Genomic DNA, 17,637 nt, shown 5'->3' on the forward strand with positions numbered 1-17,637 from the left:
TAGGCAGGCTGCTGGCGATGCAGCAATGCTCATACAACTTTAGTCGTAGCAGCTAGGCTTGAGGGTCACGACCCCCTATGTTATTCACGCCCGGTCTACCTTCGGCGATCCCGTGGTCAGACCAATACAACAAGAAGGAGCATTGCATGAAACGTCGCGACATACTCGCCGCAGCAGGCGTCGGCCTCGCAGCCACCGCACTGGCGGGCTGCAAAGAAGAGGCGAAAAGCACCGCTGCGCCCCAAGAGGGCTCGAGTTCCCAGACCTTCAACTGGAAGATGGTCACCTCCTGGCCGAAGAACTTCCCCGGCGTCGGCGTGGGGGCCGAGCGCTTCGCCAAGCTGGTCGAGGAAATGAGCAACGGCCGCCTGAAGGTCAAGGTCTACGCCGCCGGCGAACTGGTGCCGGCCCTGGAAGTGTTCGATGCAGTGTCCCGCGGCACCGCCGAGATGGGTCACGGCGCGCCCTACTACTGGAAAGGCAAGGTGCCGGCCGCGCAGTTCTTCTGCGCCTCGCCGTTCGGCCCCAACGCCCAGGAAATGAACGCCTGGCTGCACCGCGGCGGCGGTCAGCAGCTGTGGGAAGAGGTGTACAAGCCGTTCGGCGTGCTGCCGATGGCCTGCGGCAACACCGGGGTGCAGACCGCCGGCTGGTTCAACAAGGAAATCAACTCGGTCGACGACTTCAAGGGCCTGAAGATGCGCACCCCGGGCCTGGGCGGCGAAGTGCTGACCAAGATGGGCGGCACCGTGGTCAACATGCCGGCCGGCGAGATCTTCACCGCCATGCAGACCGGCGCCATCGACGCCACCGAATGGATCGGCCCGTACAACGACCTGGCCCTGGGCCTGCACAAGGCGGCCAAGTACTACTACACCCCGGGTTGGCAGGAGCCGAGCGTACTGTTCGAGCTGGACGTCAACCTCAAGGCCTGGGACACCCTGCCGGCCGACCTCAAGGCCATCGTTCGCGCCGCCGCCCGCGACGTCAACGGCGACATGCTCGACGACTACAACGCCAAGAACATGGAAGCCCTGGAGCAGCTCAAGGCCGACGGCGTGGACGTGCGCCGCCTGCCGGACGAGGTGCTGGCCCGCCTGAAGGAGGTCGCCGCCGAGGTGGTCGACGCCAGCGCCGCCGCCGACCCGGCTGCCGCCAAGGTCTGGGAACACCAGAAGGCCTACCTCAAGCGCCTGTACGACTACGCGGAGCTCAACGAGAAGGACATCTACAACATCCGCGGCTAAGCGTTCAGCGCACAGTAAAACGCCGGCTGCTAGCCGGCGTTTTCATTGCTGCGGGCGTTGCGCTCAACCGCGGCGCGGCGGCACCGGGCGGGTGCGGCCGCTGCCGTCGATGGCGACGAAGACGAACACCGCCTCGGTGACCTTGCGCCATTCGTTGGACAAGGGGTCGTCGCTCCACACCTCGACCATCATCTGGATCGAGCTGCGCCCCACTTCCAGGGCCTGGGTGTAGAACGACAGCTGCGCGCCCACCGCCACCGGCACCAGGAAGGCCATGCGGTCGATGGCCACGGTGGCGACGCGGCCGCCGGCGACCTTGCTGGCCATGGCGGTGCCGGCCAGGTCCATCTGCGACACCAGCCAGCCGCCGTAGATATCGCCGAAACCATTGGTCTCGCGCGGCAACGCGGTGATCTGCAAGGCCAGGTCGCCTTGGGGGATCGGGTCTTCCTGTTCGTAGTCGTTCATCGGCTCGAGGCTCGCGGCGCGGTTGTTGTTCTGGGCGCGGAACCCGCGCGGCACGCGGGCGCTGCGAGTATACCGACTGAGCGGTCGGCGGGCGACCACTCTGGCGGCCGCGCGGGCGGCGTGGCGCCTGGGCTGTCGGGCAAAACGCACGACCGCCAGCGGCCCCGTCGGGCAGGATGCCCGCCGCCGTCATTTTCCTGATATCGCAAATCACTGATTTTCAAGATTTTTACCCTGACCCAGGAGCTGGCACGGGCGCTGCAACGACCCTCGCGGGTGGCCGGAGTCGTTCCGGTCGCAATGCCAAGAAAAGGGCCTGATGCGCACGAACCCGCGCCATCGGCCTCCATCGCAACGGGAGAAACGCCATGTTGAGCTGGGCACTGACCTTTCTGATCATCGCCATCGTCGCCGCCGTGCTGGGCTTCGGCGGCATCGCCGGCACCGCTGCGGGCATCGCCAAGATTCTGTTCGTGGTGTTCCTGGTGCTGTTCATCATCTCGTTCGTCATGGGCCGTCGCCCACGTCTGTAAGGAGGTCTGCATGCGCATTCACGCCATCGCCGCCGCCCTGTTGCTGGGCGGCGCCCTGGCGGCCCAGGCCGCCGACCGCGACGCGACCTTCCACCCCGGCGAACTGCTGAGCAGCGACGACGGGTACCGCGCCGCCTGGCAGGAACTGGTGGAGGACGAGCAGCGCCTGCCCGACTGGCTGCTCAACCTCAGCGGCCCGTCGACGCCGATGCAGGCGGTGGAAAGCGCCAACGACCGCTTCCTGGTCGGCCAGCTGTGCGAGGCGCACAACTGCTTCAACCAGCGTCTCTACCTCGCCTTCGACTGGGACAAGGACAACGCCTACGCGCTCTACGTGCAGGTGCCCGAGAACCTGCCGGAAGACCGCGCGCCGAGCGAGCACGCCAGCCTGCGCTGGCTGGGCGAGCCGGACGAGGAAGTGCGCCGGCTGCTCGAGGAACAGCTGCGCAGCGACCCCAACTGGTTCTGAGGCTCACGACGGCGGCCCCGGGCCGGCCGCCGCCGCGTTATCATCCCCCGCCATAACGGCATGCCCTTGCGCGCCACCGTCTCCGTCGGGAGAGGGACAGCCAGGAGGGCGTCGCGACTTTCGAGCTAAGGGGGACCGAGATGCTCAACGGCCTATGGCTGAGCTTTTTCCTGGTGGCAGCGGTGGCGGGCTTCTCGCGCTGGCTGCTCGGCGGCGACCCGGCGGTGTTCGGCGCCATGGTCGAGAGCCTGTTCGCCATGGCCAAGCTGTCGGTGGAGGTAATGGTGCTGCTGTTCGGCACCATGACCCTGTGGCTCGGCCTGTTGCGCATCGCCGAACAGGCCGGCCTGGTCGATGCCCTGGCGCGGCTGCTCGGCCCGCTGTTCGCCCGGCTGATGCCGGAGGTGCCACGCGGCCACCCGGCGCTCGGCCTGATCACCATGAACTTCGCCGCCAACGGCCTGGGCCTGGACAACGCCGCCACGCCGATCGGCCTCAAGGCCATGCGCAGCCTGCAGGAGCTCAACCCCAGCAGCACCACGGCGAGCAACGCGCAGATCCTGTTCCTGGTGCTCAACGCCTCGTCGCTGACCCTGCTGCCGGTGTCGATCTTCATGTACCGGGTGCAGCAGGGCGCGGCCGACCCGACCCTGGTGTTCCTGCCGATCCTGCTCGCCACCAGCGCCTCGACCCTGGTCGGCCTGCTGTCGGTGGCGCTGATGCAGCGCCTGCGCCTGTGGCATCCGGTGGTGCTGGCCTACCTGATTCCCGGCGCGCTGCTGCTCGGCGGCTTCATGGCGCTGCTCGCCAGCCTCAGCGCCAGCGCGCTGGCGGCGCTGTCCTCGCTGCTCGGCAACCTGACCCTGTTCGGCGTGATCCTGACCTTCCTGCTGGTCGGCGCGCTGAAGAAGGTGGCGGTCTACGAACAGTTCGTCGAAGGCGCCCGCGAGGGCTTCGACGTGGCCAAGAGCCTGTTGCCCTACCTGGTCGCCATGCTCTGCGCGATCGGCGTGCTGCGCGCCTCCGGCGCCCTGGAGCTGGGCCTCGACGGCATTCGCTGGCTGGTCGAGTGGGGCGGCTGGGACACCCGCTTCGTCGACGCCCTGCCCACCGCGCTGGTCAAGCCGTTCTCCGGCAGCGCGGCGCGCGCCATGCTCATCGAAACCATGCAGACCCACGGCGTCGACAGCTTCGCGGCGCTGGCCGCGGCGACCGTCCAGGGCAGCACAGAAACCACCTTCTACGTGCTGGCGGTGTACTTCGGCGCGGTCGGCATCCAGCGCGTGCGTCACGCCGTGGGCTGCGCCCTGCTGGCCGAGCTGGCCGGGGTGGTGGCGGCTATCGGCGTGACCTACTGGTTCTTCGGCTGAGGCCGCTCATTCGGCGAAACCGAGCGTGCTGCCGGCCCAGCTCAACAGCGGGTCGGTGTGCCGGTAGGCGCGCAACGCGGCGAGCTTGGGCGCGATAAAGGCGGCGAAGTCTTCGCCGCGCTCGAAGTAGACGCCGGTGAAGATGGCGAACAGCGACTTGTTGCCGACCGTGGCATAGAACAGGTTGCCCACCGGTTCGCCGTCCTCGGTCAGCAGCTTGAGGCTGGCGCGGCTGGCGAGCTCCAGCTCGAATTCCAGCTCCTGCTCGACCAGGCCGCTGTCGCGCAAGCCGAACGAGGCGCCGAAGGTCTCGGCGTAGCTGGTCATCAGCGCATCGCTGGCGCGCGGGTAGAGCGAGACGCCGCTGTAGAGGTAGAACCAGTCGCTGCCGGCGCTCTCGAAGCTGAGGTCGATGCTGCGCGCGGCGTAGCTCACCAGCTTCTCGTAACGCCCCGCGGCGGGCGCCTGGTAGGCGGCAAAATCCGCGGCGCTGAGCAGCAGGCGGCGCTCCTCGGCGAGCGGCGGTTCGCTGTCGAAACAACCGCCGAGCGACAACGCGGCGAACAACACCAGCAGCATCCTGAACATGGCTTTCCTCCCTGAATAAGCCCCGCCAGCTTGCCCGATCCGCCCACGCCCCGCCAGCCGCGGCCGCCCCGGCTGTGCGCGGCGCCACACCATTCGTCCCGCTGGCGTGAATCGCCACGGCCGCTGGCGGGTTCCGCCACTGCCAGACGGCGAGCCGATGCCTAGCCTGGCGCCGGGCTGAAAACAATAACCACAAGGCCCGTTTATCAAGGGGCCACGCCCGTCGCGGCGGGGCCCTTTCGGCAGTTGAACGGGCCAGGGCGGATGCCGCGATCCGCCGGGAGACTGCTATGCGCGTTCTGATCACCGGCGCCGCCGGCTTTATCGGCCATCAGTTGCTCGACGAGCTGGCCATCCAGCATCCCGACTGGACGCTGATCGCCGCCGACATCCGCCCGCTCGACAGCCGCGGGCTGAAGGCCAACGTCGAGCCGGTGCTGCTGGACATGGGCCGCCCGGCGCAGGTGCGCGCCTGCATAAGCGGCTGGAAGCCGGACGCCATCGTCCACCTGGCCACGGTGATCCGCCCGCCGCGCGAGATGAGCGAGGCGCACCTGCACGCCATCGAGGTCGGCGGCACCCAGTGCCTGGTGGACAGCGCCGTCGCCAACGGCGTGCGCCAGCTGGTGGTGACCAGCTCCGGCGCCGCCTACGGCTACGCCGCGGACAACGCCGAGTGGATCGACGAAGACCAGCCGCTGCGCGGCCACCCGCATTTCGCCTACGCCAAGCACAAGCTGGAGATCGAGCAACTGCTGGCGCGCTGCCGCGAGCAACATCCGCAGCTGCGCCAACTGGTGCTGCGCCCCGGCACCATCCTCGGCAAGCGGCTGAACAACCCGATCAGCGACCTGTTCAAGAAACGCGCGGTGCTCGGCGTGCGCGGTCACGCCAGCCGCTTCGTGTTCATCTGGGAGCAGGACGTGGTCGGCATCATCCGCCAGGGCCTGGAGGAGGCTCGCGAAGGCATCTACAACCTGGCCGGCGACGGCGCGCTGAGCCTCAAGGAGATCGCCGCGATCCTCGGCAAGCCCTACCGGCCGCTGCCGGCGGCGCTGCTCGGCGGCGCGCTGCGCCTGCTCAAGCCGCTGGGGCTGAGCCAGTACGGTCCGGAGCAGCTGGACTTCCTGCGCTACCGGCCGGTGCTGGCCAACCAGCGGCTGAAGCAGGAGTTCGGCTACCAGCCGCGCTATTCCAGCCGCGAAGCCTTCCTCGCCTTCCTCGCCGCGCAGGGCATCAGCTACCGCTCAGACGGAAGCCGACCTTGAGCTCGACCTGGTAGTGCGCCACCTTGCCGTCGACGATATGCCCGCGGGTGTCGATGACCTCGAACCAGTCCATATTGCGCACGCTCTTGGCGCATTCGGCCAGGGCGTTCTGGATGGCGTCCTCGATGCTGATCTTGGAGGTGCCGACGATTTCGATCTTCTTGTAGGTGCGATGGTCGGACATGCTGTGCGCTCCGCAGTGGGCCTGCAGCAAGCCTAGACCAGCGCCGCGGGGGTTGCGCCGCGTCGTGTGCTAGGCCTGCAGCTCGCGCGCCAACCAGGCGGCCAGGCGCTCGGCGCGCGGATCGCGGACGCGCCCCGGCACCCACAACGCCAGACGCGCCTCGGTGGCGACGAAGCCCCAGGGCGCGACCAGGCGGCCGGCGGCCAGGTCGTCGGCCACCAGCGGCTGCGGCGCGATGGCCACGCCGAGACCGGCGGCGGCCGCCTCGAGCAGGTAGTAGAGATGCTCGAAGCCCTGGCCCTGCTGCAACCGCGCCGGCTCCAGGCCCTGCGCCGCGGCCCACTGCGGCCAGGCCTGGGGGCGCGAGGCGGTGTGCAGCAGCGGCTCGTCGAGCAGCGCCGCGGCGGGCGCGCCCTGCAGGCGCGCATAGCCGGCAAAGCGCGGGCTCAGCACCGGCCCGATCCGCTCGATATCGAGCTCGTGCACCTGCATATCCGCCGGCCAGGGCGGCGCGGCGAAGCACAGGGTGGCGTCCACCCCGGGCCGGCGCGGGTCCAGCTCGCCCTCGCTGGCCGACAGCTGCAGGCGCAGCTCCGGCAGCTCGCGGTTGAGGCGATCCAGGCGCGGGATAAACCAGCGCGCCAGCAGGCTGCCGGGGCAACCGAGAACGAAGGGCGCGCCGTCCTGACGCTGGCGCAGCTCGGCACAGACGCCGCGCAGGCGCTCGAAGGCGTCGCTGGCCGCATCGCGCAGGCGCATGCCGGCATCGGTGAGTTTCACGCCGCGGCCGTCCTTGTCGAACAGGCTGACGCCGAGCTGTTCTTCCAGCGCACGAATCTGCCGACTGATCGCGCCATGGGTGACGTGCAGCTCCTCACCCGCACGACTGACACTCTGCAGGCGGGCAGCGGCCTCGAAGGCGCGCAGGGCATTCAGCGGGGGCAGTTCGCGGCTCATAAATACGTGACTTTTCCTGACATGTCTGGGCAATCTAATCGCTTTTCAGCGGGCCCGCCAGGGGTAGAATGGCGCCATCGCTCATCCCTTCCCCCTCGAGCGGGGAGCCCAAGCAGGAGCATGTCATGACCTCATTTCGCACCGGCCCCGACGCCCGCGGCCTGTTCGGCCGCTTCGGTGGCCAGTTCGTCGCCGAAACCCTGATGCCGCTGATCAACTCGCTGGCCGCCGAATACGAGAAGGCCAAGAACGATCCGACCTTCCTCGACGAGCTGGCCTACTTCCAGCGCGACTACATCGGCCGCGCCAGCCCGCTGTATTTCGCCGAGCGCCTCTCCGAGCACTTCGGCGGGGCGAAGATCTACCTCAAGCGCGAAGACCTCAACCACACCGGCGCGCACAAGATCAACAACTGCATCGGCCAGATCCTGCTGGCCAAGCGCATGGGCAAGCAGCGCATCATCGCCGAGACCGGCGCCGGCATGCATGGCGTGGCGACGGCGACTGTCGCGGCGCGCTTCGGCATGCAGTGCGTGGTGTACATGGGCACCACCGACATCGATCGCCAGCAGGCCAACGTCTTTCGCATGAAGCTGCTCGGCGCCGAGGTGATCCCGGTCACCGCCGGCACCGGCACCCTCAAGGACGCCATGAACGAAGCCCTGCGCGACTGGGTGACCAATGTCCACAACACCTTTTACCTGATCGGCACCGCCGCAGGTCCCCACCCGTACCCGGCCATGGTGCGCGACTTCCAGTCGGTGATCGGCAACGAGGTGCGCGAGCAGATCCTGGCGAAGGAAGGCCGCCTGCCCGACTCGCTGGTGGCCTGCATCGGCGGCGGCTCCAATGCCATCGGCCTGTTCCACCCCTTCCTCGACGATCAGGGCGTTGCGATTGTCGGCGTCGAAGCCGCCGGCCATGGCATCGACACCGGCAAGCATGCGGCGAGCATGGCCGGCGGCGCACCGGGCGTGCTGCACGGCAACCGCACCTTCCTGCTGCAGGACGACGACGGCCAGATCACCGACGCCCACTCGATCTCGGCGGGCCTCGACTACCCCGGTGTCGGCCCGGAACACGCCTGGTTGCACGAGATCAAGCGCGTCGAGTACGTGCCGATCAGCGATGACGAAGCCCTCGAGGCCTTCCACCAGTGCTGCCGCCTGGAAGGCATCATCCCGGCCCTGGAAAGCGCCCACGCGCTGGCCGAAGCCTTCAAGCGCGCACCCAAGCTGGCCAAGGACCACCTGATGGTGGTCAACCTGTCCGGTCGTGGCGACAAGGACATGCAGACCGTGATGCACCACATGCAGGACAACCAGGAGAAGCACGCATGAGCCGCCTGCACAGCCGTTTTGCCGAACTGAAAGCGGAAAACCGCGCCGCGCTGGTGACCTTCATCACCGCCGGTGACCCCGACTACGCCACCTCGCTGAGCATCCTCAAGGGCCTGCCGGACGCTGGCGCCGACGTCATTGAGCTGGGTATGCCGTTCACCGACCCGATGGCCGACGGCCCGGCCATCCAGCTCGCCAATATCCGCGCGTTGGGGGCCAAGCAGACCCTGGCCAAGACCCTGCAGATGGTGCGCGAATTCCGCGCCGGCAACCAGAGCACGCCGCTGGTGCTGATGGGCTACTACAACCCGATCTTCGTCTACGGCGTCGAGCGCTTCATCGCCGACGCCAAGGCCGCCGGCGTCGACGGCCTGATCGTGGTCGACCTGCCGCCGGAGCATAACGACGAGCTGTGCGAACCGGCGCAGAGCGCAGGCATCGACTTCATCCGCCTCACGACACCCACGACTGACGACGCGCGCCTGCCCACCGTGCTCGCCGGCAGCTCCGGCTTCGTCTACTACGTGTCGGTGGCGGGTGTCACCGGCGCCGGAGCGGCGACCCTCGATCACGTCGAAGAAGCCGTGGCGCGCCTGCGTCGCCACACCGACCTGCCTGTGTGCATCGGCTTCGGCATCCGCACCCCGGAGCACGCCGCCGAAGTGGCCAAGCGCGCCGAGGGCGCGGTGGTCGGCTCGGCGCTGATCGACAAGATCGCCGCGGCGCAAAGCCCGCAGCAGGCCATCGACGGCGTGCTTGGCCTGTGCCGCGAGCTGGCCGATGGGGTGCGCGGCGCCCGGCGCTAACGCCACGGGCAAACAAAAGCCGCTGCCGGATCGCTCCGCCAGCGGCTTTTTCGTGCGCCCTCAGTGGCCGCCGGCGGCGGCCGGGGCGAACTTGGCGAGGATATGCTCCTGCATGCCGCGCGCCAGCTCTTCCTCGTCGAAGAACACCGCACCGAGGCCTTCGCGGCGGAAGATCTCCACCGCGTCGGCGCTGTGGGTGCGGATCGCCACCTCGATCTGCGGGTTCAGCGTGCGGGCGATCTCCACCATGCGCTGCACGTGCAGCGGGTCGGGCGTGGCGATCACCAGCATCGCCGCCTTGGCGATATGCGCCTGGATCAGGCTGCCCGGCTCGGCCGAGTCGCCGCTGACCGCGACCAGGCCCTGGGCGCGAATCTGCTCGACCCGCTCGCGGTTCTGCTCCACCACCACGAAGGGTATGCCGCGCGCCAGCAGGGCCGCGGCGATGCGCCGACCGACCCGGCCGTAGCCGACCACCACCACCTGGCCTTCCAGGTACTTGAGCTCGGTGCTGGCCGGCAGCACCGCCAGCGGGTCCTCGCGGAACTCCAGGCGCCGCGCCAAAGCCGAGCGCCGCAGCGCCAGGGCCTTGAACGGCTTGATGCAGGCGAACAGCAGCGGGTTGAGGGCGATGGAGATCAGCGCGCCGGCCAGCACCAGGCTCATGCCCTCCTGCGGCAGCAGGCCCAGGGCCAAGCCCAGCCCGGCGAGGATGAAGGAGAACTCGCCGATCTGCGCCAGGCTGGCCGCCACGGTCAGCGCGGTGTTCAGCGGGTAGCGCAGGGCCAGCACCAGCACGGCGGCCGCCAGACCCTTGCCGAGGACGATGATCGCCACCACTGCCAGCACCCGCAGCGGCTCGTCGAGCAGCACGGCGGGGTCGAACAGCATGCCGACCGAGACGAAGAACAGCACGGCGAAGGCGTCGCGCAGCGGCAGCGACTCTTCCGCCGCGCGGTGCGACAGGTCCGACTCGCGCATCACCGTGCCGGCGAAGAAGGCGCCGAGGGCGAAGGACACGTGGAACAGCACCGAGGCGCCGTAGGCGATGCCGATGGCCGCGGCCACCACCGACAGGGTGAACAGCTCGCGCGAGCCGGTCCTGGCCACCTGCAGCAGCAGCCAGGGCAATACCCGGCGCCCGACCAGCAGCATCAGGGCGATAAAGCCGGCCACCTGCAGCAGGGTCACGCCGAGCACCTGCCACAGCGGCGCATCGCCGCTGCCGGTGGCCGGATTGCCGCCCAGCACCCCGGCCAGCGGCGGCAGCAGCACCAGCACCAAGACCGTGGCCAGGTCCTCGACCACCAGCCAGCCGACGGCGATGCGGCCGTTCATCGAATCGAGGATGCCGCGCGTTTCCAGGGCCTTGAGCAGCACCACGGTGCTGGCGCAGGACAGCGACAGGCCGAGCAGCAGGCTCTCGCCGAAGGTCCAGCCCCACCAACTGGCGACGCCGATGCCCAGCGCCGTGGCCAGGCCCATCTGCACCACCGCGCCGGGCAGGGCGATCTTCTTCACCGCCAGCAGATCCTTGAGCGAGAAGTGCAGGCCGACGCCGAACATCAGCAGCATCACGCCGATTTCCAGCAGCTGCGGCGCCAGCTCCATGTCGGCGACGAAGCCTGGGGTCGCCGGGCCGATGACGATACCGGCGAGCAGGTAGCCGACCAGCGCCGGCAGCTTCAGCTTCTCGGCGAGAAAACCGCAGATCAACGCCATGCCGAAGCCGCCGGCGAGCATGCTGATAAGGGAGATGTTGTGCTCCATGGCACCTCCTTGATTCAGGGGCCGACCGGGCACGCCGGGGCGGCTGAGGCGAAAAAACAATCGACGCACACTATCAAAGCATCAAGATCGATTCCATAAAGCAATGATTGCAACATCTGTCGCGCCCCGCGGCGGTTCTCTGCCCAGTCGCACCGCGCTGCCGGGATCGACGGGCTTGGCCCGAACGTACGCGCCGTGCTATCACCGCGGCATCCGTAACCCCGGAGTCTCGTCCCATGCGCAAGAACCTGCTGATCACCGGTGCCAGCCGCGGCATCGGCCGCGCCACCGCCCTGCTGGCCGCCGCTGGCGGCTGGACGGTCGGCGTCAACTACCGTAGCGACCGCGCCGCCGCCGATGAGGTGGTGGCGCAGATAGAGTCCATGGGCGGCACAGCCGTCGCCCTGCCCGGTGATGTGGCCATAGAAGAGGACGTACTGCGCCTGTTCGAGGACATGGACAAACTCGGCCCGCTACACGGCCTGGTGGTCAACGCCGGCATAGTCGCGCCGCCCCTGCCGCTGCTGGAGATGAGCGGCGAGCGCCTGCGGCGCATGTTCGAGGTCAACGTGCTGGGCAGCTACCTCACCGCGCGCGAAGGCGCCCGGCGCATGGCCCGCAGCCGCGGCGGCCAGGGTGGTGCGATGGTGCTGGTGTCGTCGGTAGCGGCCAGCCTCGGTTCGCCCTTCGAGTACGTCGACTACGCCGGCGCCAAGGGCGCCATGGACGTGCTGACCCGCGGCCTGGCCAAGGAGCTGGGCGGCGAGGGCGTGCGGGTCAACGCCGTGCGCCCCGGGCTGATCGATACCGAGATCCACGCCAGCGGCGGCCAGCCGGATCGTGCCGAGCGCCTGGGCAAGGCGACCCCGCTGGGCCGCGCCGGGCGGGCCGAAGAGGTGGCCGAGGCGATCCTCTGGCTGCTCGACGACAAGGCCAGCTACACCACCGGCGCGCTGGTCGATATCGCCGGCGGACGCTGACCGCCGCGCGATTGCCGGCGCGGCCCATGCACGCCAGACTCCTGCACGTATGCCGCCAGTGCGCCAAGACCCTTGCCCGAAGATCAACAATGAAAACCAGCCTGGAAGAAATGCTCGCCTTCGTCCGCGTGGTCGACAGCGGCTCGATCAGCGCCGCCGCCGCGCAGCTGGAACAGACCGCCTCCGGGGTGAGCCGCGCGCTGAGCCGGCTGGAGGAAAAGCTCGCCGTCACCCTGCTGCGCCGTACCACCCGGCGTCTGGAGCTGACCGAGGAGGGCGAGCTGTTTCTCGCCCAGGCGCGGCGCATCCTCGCCAGCGTCGAGGAGGCCGAAGAGCAGATGGCCCTGCGCCGCCAGGCGCCGGCCGGGCGGCTGCGGGTCAATACCGCCTCGCCCTTTATGCTGCACGTCATCGTCCCGCTGATCGGCGAATTTCGCGCGCGTTACCCGCAGATCGAGCTGGAGCTGCACAGCGACGACCGCATCATCGACCTGCTGGAGCGGCGCACCGACCTGGCCATCCGCATCGGCCCGCTGCCGGACTCCAGCCTGCACGCCCGGCCGCTGTGCCACAGCCGCCGACGGGTGCTGGCCAGCCCGGGGTATCTCGCGCGCCACGGCACGCCGGACAGCGTCGAGGCCCTGAGCGGGCACAGCCTGATCGGCTTCACCGAGCCGGACGGGCTCAACGACTGGCCGCTGCGTCATGCGCTCGGCGAGCGCTGGCGGATCAGCCCGAGCCTGCGCGCCTCCAGCGGCGACACCCTGCGCGAACTGGCGCTGGCCGGCGAGGGCCTGGTGTGCCTGTCGGACTTTATGACCGAGCAAGATCGCGCCCGGGGCGATCTGGTCGAGGTGCTGGCCGAGCAGCGGGTCGAGGTGCGCCAGCCGATCAATGCGGTGTACTACCGCAACACCGCGCTGGCCTCGCGCATCACCTGCTTCCTGGATTTCCTGAGCGAGCGGCTGGGCAGTCACGGCTAGCAACCGGCGGCGAATGGCCGGTGCGCACGGCGCACCCTACAACCCGGCGCGCGGCGTCAACCGCAGGTAAGGGACGCCGCATCGACCTATCAGAAGCCAACGAAAAAGGGCGACTCATCGAGTCGCCCTTGCTTCACTGCCCGGCCTGCAGGTTCCACTCCGCCAGCTTCTGCCGCTTGTAGCTCAGCGCGGCGGCCGGCACCGGGGTGACCTTGCCGGTCTCCATCCAGCGCTTGAGGCGGTTGGCGTCGGCCATATGGGTGTACTTGCCGAAGGCGCCGAGCACGACGAAGGCCACCGAGCGGTGGTTCATCGAGGTGAGCATTACCAGGCAGCGGCCGGCGGCGTTGGTGAAGCCGGTCTTGCTCAGGTCGATGTCCCAGTCGGCCTTGCGCACCAGCGCGTTGGTGTTGCGAAAGCCCAGGCTGTAGGCGGGCTTGCGGAAGCTCACGGTGGCCTCGGAATCGGTGCTGAACTGGCCGATCAGCGGGTACTGCTGCGCCGCCTTGATCATCAGCGCCAGGTCGCGGGCGGTGGCGACGTTCTGCTCGGACATGCCGGTGGGTTCGACGAAGCGGCTGCTGTGCATGCCCAGCGCCTTGGCCTTGGCGTTCATCGCCGCGACGAAGGCCGCGTGGCCGCCCGGATAGTGATGGGCGAGGCTGGCGGCGGCGCGGTTTTCCGAGGCCATCAGGGCCATGTGCAGCATGTCGCGGCGGCTGACCTCGCTGCCGATGCGCACCCGCGAATAGACGCCCTGCATTTCCTTGGTGTCGCGGATGGTGATGGGCAGTACCTGGTCCAGCGGCAGCTTGGCGTCGAGCACCACCATGGCGGTCATCAGCTTGGTCACCGAGGCCACCGGCAGGCGCAGGTCGGGGTTGCTGGCGTAGAGTTCCTGGCCGGTCTTCAGGTCGACCAGCAACGCGCTGCCGGCGGCCAGTTCCTGCTGGGGCTTGGCCGGGGCGGCCTCAAGGTTCGAAACTGCAAGGCCGCCGCACAGCAGCAGGGCCAAAATCGAATGACGGAGTTTCACGGTTCACTTCACCGGTTGAGTAGAGGGGCCGCGAATGCGGCGGCGCCCAGTATAGGGACTCGCCGCACGCTCTTGCAGTATGGCCCGCTCAGAGGCTTTGCGCCGGCGATTCCAGCTCGGCCTGCAGCCAGTCGACGAAACGCGCGGTCAGGCGCTGGCGGCGTTTGCGCTCGGGCAGCACCAGGTAATAGCCCAGCGCCGAGTGCGCCTCGGCTTCAGTCAAGCGACAGAGCAAACCCTGGGTCAGCAGCTCGTCGACCAGATGGCGCCAGCCGATGGCCACGCCCTGGCCGGCGATGGCCGCCTGGATCAGCAGGGTGTAGTTGTCGAAACGCAGCGCCCCGGGGGTCGGCAGCGCGGCGATGCCCAGGGCGCGGAACAGGCCGTCCCAGTCGAACCAGCGCGAGCGGTGCTCGGGGCGCAGGTGCAGCAGCGGCAGCTCGGCCAGCACCGACGCCGGCAGCGGCGGCTGGCGCGCGCCGAGCAGGCGCGGGCTGCACACCGGGAACACCTGTTCGCGAAACAGCAGGTGCGCCTCGCCGTGCTTGAAGCGGCCGTCGCCGAAGCGAATGGCCACGTCGATATCGCTGGGCACGCTGGCCGGGTCGCGCTCGCTGGTGATCAGGCTGACGTCCACCTCCGGGTACAGGCGGTTGAAGCGCTGCAAGCGCGGCATCAGCCAGTAGGCGGCGAAGGCGAAGTCGGTGGCCACCTGCAGCACCTCGTGCTGCTGCCGCGCAGTGACCGCGGCGAGCCCCGCGTCGAGGCTGGCCAGGCCCTCCTGCACGTGGCCGAGCAGCAGCTCGCCGGCCTCGGTGAGGACGATGCCGCGGTAGACCCGATCGAACAGGCGCGTCGCCAGCTGCTGCTCGAGACGCTTGATCTGCTGGCTGATGGCCGGCTGGCTGCTGCCCAGTTCGCTGGCGGCGGCGGTGAAGCTGAGCTGGCGCGCCGCCGACTCGAACACCCGCAGGGCATCCAGGGCCACGCCGTCGAGTGCCTTATGCATAAGCTGAAGTTATCCGAGTCATGTCTTTGAGGCGGGTTTACCCCGTCGCCGTTCTAGCGGAATCATGAAGCCCGCACTGTCGCATAAACCCACAGTATGGAATAGCCGCCGCCATGAGCCGCCCCAATATCCTCTTCATCATGGCCGACCAGATGGCCGCGCCGATTCTGCCGCTGCATGACGCCGCCTCGCCGGTGCAGATGCCCAACCTGATGAAGCTGGCCGAACACGCCGTGGTGTTCGACTCGGCCTACTGCAACAGCCCGCTGTGCGCGCCGTCGCGCTTCAGCCTGGTTAGCGGGCGGCTGCCGTCGCAGATCGGCGCCTACGACAACGCTGCCGACTTTCCCGCCGACGTGCCGACCTACGCCCACTACCTGCGCCGCCTCGGCTACCGCACCGCGCTGTCGGGCAAAATGCACTTCTGCGGCCCGGACCAGCTGCACGGCTACGAGGAGCGCCTGACCAGCGACATCTACCCGGCCGACTACGGCTGGGCGGTGAACTGGGACGAGCCGGAGGTGCGCGCCAGCTGGTACCACAACATGTCCTCGGTGCTGCAGGCCGGCCCCTGCGTGCGCAGCAACCAGCTGGATTTCGACGAGGAGGTGGTGTTCAAGGCCCGCCAGTACCTCTACGACCACGTGCGCCTGCCCCCGCAGCAGCCGTTCTGCCTGACCGTGTCGATGACCCACCCGCACGACCCCTATACCATCCCGGCCGAATACTGGGATCGCTACGAGGGCGTGGAGATTCCCCTGCCGCGCCAGAGCCTCGACCAGGCCGAGCAGGACCCGCATTCGCAGCGCCTGCTCAAGGTCATCGACCTGTGGGACCAGCCGCTGCCGGCGGACAAGATCCGCGACGCGCGACGCGCCTACTTCGGTGCCTGCAGCTATATCGACGACAATATTGGCAAGCTGCTCAGGACCCTGGAGGAGTGCGGCCTGGCCGAGGACACCATCGTGGTGTTTTCCGGCGACCACGGCGACATGCTCGGCGAGCGCGGCCTCTGGTACAAGATGCACTGGTTCGAGATGGCCGCCCGCGTGCCGCTGCTGGTGCATGCGCCCAAACGCTTCGCCGCGCACCGGGTGAGCCAGTCGGTGTCCACCCTCGACCTACTGCCGACCCTGGTGGAGCTGGCTGGCGGCCAAGTGGACGCCGGCCTGGCGCTGGACGGCCGCTCGCTGCTGGCGCACCTGCAAGGCGCGGGCGGCCACGACGAGGTGCTCGGCGAATATATGGCCGAGGGCAGCACCAGCCCGCTGATGATGATCCGCCGCGGGCCGTGGAAGTTCGTCTACTCGGAGCAGGACCCGCTGCTGCTGTTCGACCTGGCCCGCGATCCGCAGGAACGCGAAAACCTCGCCCAGTCGGCGGATCACCAGGGCGTGCTGGCCGAGTTTCTCGCCGAGGCGCGGGCGCGCTGGAATATCCCGGCCATCCACGCCGCCACCCTGGCCAGCCAGCGTCGTCGGCGCCTGGTGGCCGAAGCCCTGAGCCAGGGCAAGCTGACCAGCTGGGACCACCAGCCCTGGGTCGACGCCAGCCAGCAGTACATGCGCAACCATATCGACCTCGACGATCTGGAACGCCGCGCCCGTTTTCCCCAGGTTTGAAACATCGTCGCCGCCAACCAGAAGAAGAAGGAGAGACCCGATGAACCGACTCAATGCGCTGCTACTGGCCGGGGCGCTGTCCGCCACCACCAACGTCTGGGCCGAGGACGCGGCCTGCGCCACGGTCAAGCTGGGCGACCCGGGCTGGAGCGACATCGCCGTGACCAACGGCATCGCCAGCTTCCTTCTCGAGGGCCTCGGCTACCGGACACAGAGCCAGACCCTGGCGGTGCCGATCATCTACGCCGGGCTGCAGAAGGGGCAGATCGACGTCTTCCTCGGCAACTGGATGCCGGCGCAGCAGAGCAACTACGACAAGTTCGTCGCCAGCGGCGAGGTGGACCAGCTGGCGCAGAACCTCCACGGCACCGAGTACACCCTGGCCGTGCCGACCTATGCCTATGAGGCCGGGGTGAACACCTTCGCCGACCTCGACATGCATGCCGACAAGTTCGGCCGCAAGCTCTACGGCATCGCCTCCGGCTCGCCGGCCAACGAATCGATCAGGCAGATGATCGCCGCCGACGAGTTCGGCCTGGGCGACTGGACCCTGGTGGAGTCCAGCGAGCAGGCCATGCTGGTGCAGGTCGGCCGCGCGGTGAAGCGCGAGCAGTTCGTGGTGTTCCTCGGCTGGACCCCGCACCCGATGAACGTGCAGTACGCCATGAACTACCTGCGCGGCGGCGAGAAGTACTTCGGCGCCAGCGGCCAGGTCAACACCCTGGCGCGCAAGGGCTATGCCCAGCAGTGCCCCAATGCCGGCAAGCTGCTGGGTAACCTCAGGTTCACCCAAGAGATGGAGAACAGCATCATGGATCGGGTGCTCAGCAAGCAGGCCAGCAACGCCGAGGCGATCAAGGCCTGGCTGCAGGCCAACCCACAGGTGCTCGATGCCTGGCTGGACGGCGTCACCAGCCGCGACGGCGGCGACGGTCTGGCCGCGGTCAAGGCGCGACTTTGAAATAGCCGGGGCAATTGCGTAGGGTGGGGCCAGCCTGCCCACCCTG

The 17,637-nt window shown here is 68.6% G+C and carries 18 protein-coding genes; 11 read left to right on the forward strand and 7 right to left on the reverse strand.

All coding sequences use genetic code 11. The features are described 5' to 3' along the window. Positions 1-146 precede the first annotated feature (146 nt). Positions 147-1,247 (forward strand): TRAP transporter substrate-binding protein, encoded by a 1,101-nt coding sequence (locus ACIGKL_RS14125; protein WP_397487248.1) that lies wholly within the window; start codon positions 147-149, stop codon positions 1,245-1,247. A gap of 63 nt (positions 1,248-1,310) precedes the next feature. Here ACIGKL_RS14125 and ACIGKL_RS14130 read toward each other — a convergent pair whose 3' ends face one another. Beyond that, complete coding sequence (locus ACIGKL_RS14130; RefSeq protein ID WP_021442733.1) at positions 1,311-1,715, reverse strand: acyl-CoA thioesterase; 405 nt, start codon at positions 1,713-1,715, stop codon at positions 1,311-1,313. Positions 1,716-2,083: 368 nt separating this feature from the next. Between ACIGKL_RS14130 and ACIGKL_RS14135 the strand changes: the two genes are divergently transcribed. The 3 genes from ACIGKL_RS14135 to ACIGKL_RS14145 all read left to right on the forward strand — a co-directional run bounded on the left by ACIGKL_RS14135 (position 2,084) and on the right by ACIGKL_RS14145 (position 4,087). Next, positions 2,084-2,248: a DUF1328 domain-containing protein gene (locus ACIGKL_RS14135; RefSeq protein ID WP_021442734.1), complete on the forward strand. Its 165-nt coding sequence runs from the start codon at positions 2,084-2,086 to the stop codon at positions 2,246-2,248. A gap of 10 nt (positions 2,249-2,258) precedes the next feature. Beyond that, positions 2,259-2,717, forward strand: a complete 459-nt coding sequence (locus ACIGKL_RS14140; protein WP_397487249.1) for an inhibitor of vertebrate lysozyme family protein — start codon at positions 2,259-2,261, stop codon at positions 2,715-2,717. A 140-nt stretch (positions 2,718-2,857) separates the two neighbouring features. Then, the gene (locus ACIGKL_RS14145) at positions 2,858-4,087 is read left to right on the forward strand and encodes a nucleoside recognition domain-containing protein (RefSeq protein ID WP_397487250.1); all 1,230 of its coding nucleotides are present in this window, start codon (positions 2,858-2,860) and stop codon (positions 4,085-4,087) included. A 6-nt stretch (positions 4,088-4,093) separates the two neighbouring features. On the opposite strand, the gene ACIGKL_RS14150 is transcribed toward ACIGKL_RS14145, so the two are convergent. Next, positions 4,094-4,675 carry a hypothetical protein gene (locus ACIGKL_RS14150; RefSeq protein ID WP_397487251.1) on the reverse strand — a complete coding sequence of 194 codons (582 nt, stop codon included), beginning with the start codon at positions 4,673-4,675 and terminating at the stop codon, positions 4,094-4,096. Positions 4,676-4,965: 290 nt separating this feature from the next. On the opposite strand from ACIGKL_RS14150, the gene ACIGKL_RS14155 reads away from it, so the two are divergent. After that, the gene (locus ACIGKL_RS14155; RefSeq protein ID WP_397487252.1) at positions 4,966-5,943 is read left to right on the forward strand and encodes an NAD-dependent epimerase/dehydratase family protein; all 978 of its coding nucleotides are present in this window, start codon (positions 4,966-4,968) and stop codon (positions 5,941-5,943) included. On the opposite strand, the gene ACIGKL_RS14160 is transcribed toward ACIGKL_RS14155, so the two are convergent. Next, entirely contained in the window at positions 5,912-6,127 is a 216-nt protein-coding gene (locus ACIGKL_RS14160) for a dodecin (RefSeq protein ID WP_196474294.1), read from the reverse strand. The two genes, ACIGKL_RS14155 and ACIGKL_RS14160, sit on opposite strands and share 32 nt — an antisense overlap. 69 nt (positions 6,128-6,196) lie before the next feature. Continuing rightward, positions 6,197-7,084: a LysR family transcriptional regulator gene (locus ACIGKL_RS14165; RefSeq protein ID WP_397487253.1), complete on the reverse strand. Its 888-nt coding sequence runs from the start codon at positions 7,082-7,084 to the stop codon at positions 6,197-6,199. Positions 7,085-7,209: 125 nt separating this feature from the next. Between ACIGKL_RS14165 and trpB the strand changes: the two genes are divergently transcribed. Both trpB and trpA read left to right on the forward strand, forming a co-directional pair. After that, entirely contained in the window at positions 7,210-8,424 is a 1,215-nt protein-coding gene (trpB, locus tag ACIGKL_RS14170) for a tryptophan synthase subunit beta (RefSeq protein WP_397487254.1), read from the forward strand. Then, the gene (gene trpA / locus ACIGKL_RS14175) at positions 8,421-9,230 is read left to right on the forward strand and encodes a tryptophan synthase subunit alpha (protein WP_397487255.1); all 810 of its coding nucleotides are present in this window, start codon (positions 8,421-8,423) and stop codon (positions 9,228-9,230) included. The genes trpB and trpA overlap by 4 nt, the downstream gene beginning before the upstream one ends. A 60-nt stretch (positions 9,231-9,290) precedes the next feature. On the opposite strand, the gene ybaL is transcribed toward trpA, so the two are convergent. Next, positions 9,291-11,000, reverse strand: a complete 1,710-nt coding sequence (ybaL, locus tag ACIGKL_RS14180; RefSeq protein WP_397487256.1) for a YbaL family putative K(+) efflux transporter — start codon at positions 10,998-11,000, stop codon at positions 9,291-9,293. A gap of 236 nt (positions 11,001-11,236) precedes the next feature. Here ybaL and ACIGKL_RS14185 point away from each other — a divergent pair, with 236 nt between their 5' ends. Then, positions 11,237-11,980 (forward strand): SDR family oxidoreductase, encoded by a 744-nt coding sequence (locus ACIGKL_RS14185; protein WP_397487257.1) that lies wholly within the window; start codon positions 11,237-11,239, stop codon positions 11,978-11,980. 89 nt (positions 11,981-12,069) lie between these two features. Beyond that, positions 12,070-12,963 (forward strand): LysR substrate-binding domain-containing protein, encoded by an 894-nt coding sequence (locus ACIGKL_RS14190; RefSeq protein WP_397487258.1) that lies wholly within the window; start codon positions 12,070-12,072, stop codon positions 12,961-12,963. A 133-nt stretch (positions 12,964-13,096) separates the two neighbouring features. Here the strand turns inward: ACIGKL_RS14190 and pbpG are convergent, their stop codons facing one another. Continuing rightward, positions 13,097-13,999 (reverse strand): D-alanyl-D-alanine endopeptidase, encoded by a 903-nt coding sequence (gene pbpG / locus ACIGKL_RS14195; RefSeq protein ID WP_397487259.1) that lies wholly within the window; start codon positions 13,997-13,999, stop codon positions 13,097-13,099. A gap of 88 nt (positions 14,000-14,087) precedes the next feature. Continuing rightward, positions 14,088-15,008: a choline sulfate utilization transcriptional regulator gene (locus tag ACIGKL_RS14200; RefSeq protein WP_397487260.1), complete on the reverse strand. Its 921-nt coding sequence runs from the start codon at positions 15,006-15,008 to the stop codon at positions 14,088-14,090. A gap of 113 nt (positions 15,009-15,121) precedes the next feature. Here ACIGKL_RS14200 and betC point away from each other — a divergent pair, with 113 nt between their 5' ends. Both betC and choX read left to right on the forward strand, forming a co-directional pair. Further along, on the forward strand, positions 15,122-16,630 hold the full coding sequence (gene betC, locus ACIGKL_RS14205; protein ID WP_397487261.1) for a choline-sulfatase: 1,509 nt from the start codon (positions 15,122-15,124) through the stop codon (positions 16,628-16,630). Between the two features lie 40 nt (positions 16,631-16,670). Further along, positions 16,671-17,591 (forward strand): choline ABC transporter substrate-binding protein, encoded by a 921-nt coding sequence (gene choX, locus ACIGKL_RS14210; RefSeq protein WP_397487262.1) that lies wholly within the window; start codon positions 16,671-16,673, stop codon positions 17,589-17,591. Positions 17,592-17,637 lie beyond the last annotated feature (46 nt).

Origin of the sequence: Pseudomonas sp. NPDC077186, from assembly GCF_044543505.1 — a bacterium.
Lineage (GTDB): Bacteria > Pseudomonadota > Gammaproteobacteria > Pseudomonadales > Pseudomonadaceae > Aquipseudomonas.

What these genes read in the sequence shown, in the direction of transcription:
- ACIGKL_RS14125 (WP_397487248.1), top strand. Translation starts at nt 147, where the DNA reads ATGAAACGTCGCGACATACTCGCCGCAGCAGGCGTCGGCCTCGCAGCC.
- ACIGKL_RS14130 (WP_021442733.1), bottom strand. Translation starts at nt 1,715, where the DNA reads ATGAACGACTACGAACAGGAAGACCCGATCCCCCAAGGCGACCTGGCC.
- ACIGKL_RS14135 (WP_021442734.1), top strand. Translation starts at nt 2,084, where the DNA reads ATGTTGAGCTGGGCACTGACCTTTCTGATCATCGCCATCGTCGCCGCC.
- ACIGKL_RS14140 (WP_397487249.1), top strand. Translation starts at nt 2,259, where the DNA reads ATGCGCATTCACGCCATCGCCGCCGCCCTGTTGCTGGGCGGCGCCCTG.
- ACIGKL_RS14145 (WP_397487250.1), top strand. Translation starts at nt 2,858, where the DNA reads ATGCTCAACGGCCTATGGCTGAGCTTTTTCCTGGTGGCAGCGGTGGCG.
- ACIGKL_RS14150 (WP_397487251.1), bottom strand. Translation starts at nt 4,675, where the DNA reads ATGTTCAGGATGCTGCTGGTGTTGTTCGCCGCGTTGTCGCTCGGCGGT.
- ACIGKL_RS14155 (WP_397487252.1), top strand. Translation starts at nt 4,966, where the DNA reads ATGCGCGTTCTGATCACCGGCGCCGCCGGCTTTATCGGCCATCAGTTG.
- ACIGKL_RS14160 (WP_196474294.1), bottom strand. Translation starts at nt 6,127, where the DNA reads ATGTCCGACCATCGCACCTACAAGAAGATCGAAATCGTCGGCACCTCC.
- ACIGKL_RS14165 (WP_397487253.1), bottom strand. Translation starts at nt 7,084, where the DNA reads ATGAGCCGCGAACTGCCCCCGCTGAATGCCCTGCGCGCCTTCGAGGCC.
- trpB (WP_397487254.1), top strand. Translation starts at nt 7,210, where the DNA reads ATGACCTCATTTCGCACCGGCCCCGACGCCCGCGGCCTGTTCGGCCGC.
- trpA (WP_397487255.1), top strand. Translation starts at nt 8,421, where the DNA reads ATGAGCCGCCTGCACAGCCGTTTTGCCGAACTGAAAGCGGAAAACCGC.
- ybaL (WP_397487256.1), bottom strand. Translation starts at nt 11,000, where the DNA reads ATGGAGCACAACATCTCCCTTATCAGCATGCTCGCCGGCGGCTTCGGC.
- ACIGKL_RS14185 (WP_397487257.1), top strand. Translation starts at nt 11,237, where the DNA reads ATGCGCAAGAACCTGCTGATCACCGGTGCCAGCCGCGGCATCGGCCGC.
- ACIGKL_RS14190 (WP_397487258.1), top strand. Translation starts at nt 12,070, where the DNA reads ATGAAAACCAGCCTGGAAGAAATGCTCGCCTTCGTCCGCGTGGTCGAC.
- ACIGKL_RS14200 (WP_397487260.1), bottom strand. Translation starts at nt 15,008, where the DNA reads ATGCATAAGGCACTCGACGGCGTGGCCCTGGATGCCCTGCGGGTGTTC.
- betC (WP_397487261.1), top strand. Translation starts at nt 15,122, where the DNA reads ATGAGCCGCCCCAATATCCTCTTCATCATGGCCGACCAGATGGCCGCG.
- choX (WP_397487262.1), top strand. Translation starts at nt 16,671, where the DNA reads ATGAACCGACTCAATGCGCTGCTACTGGCCGGGGCGCTGTCCGCCACC.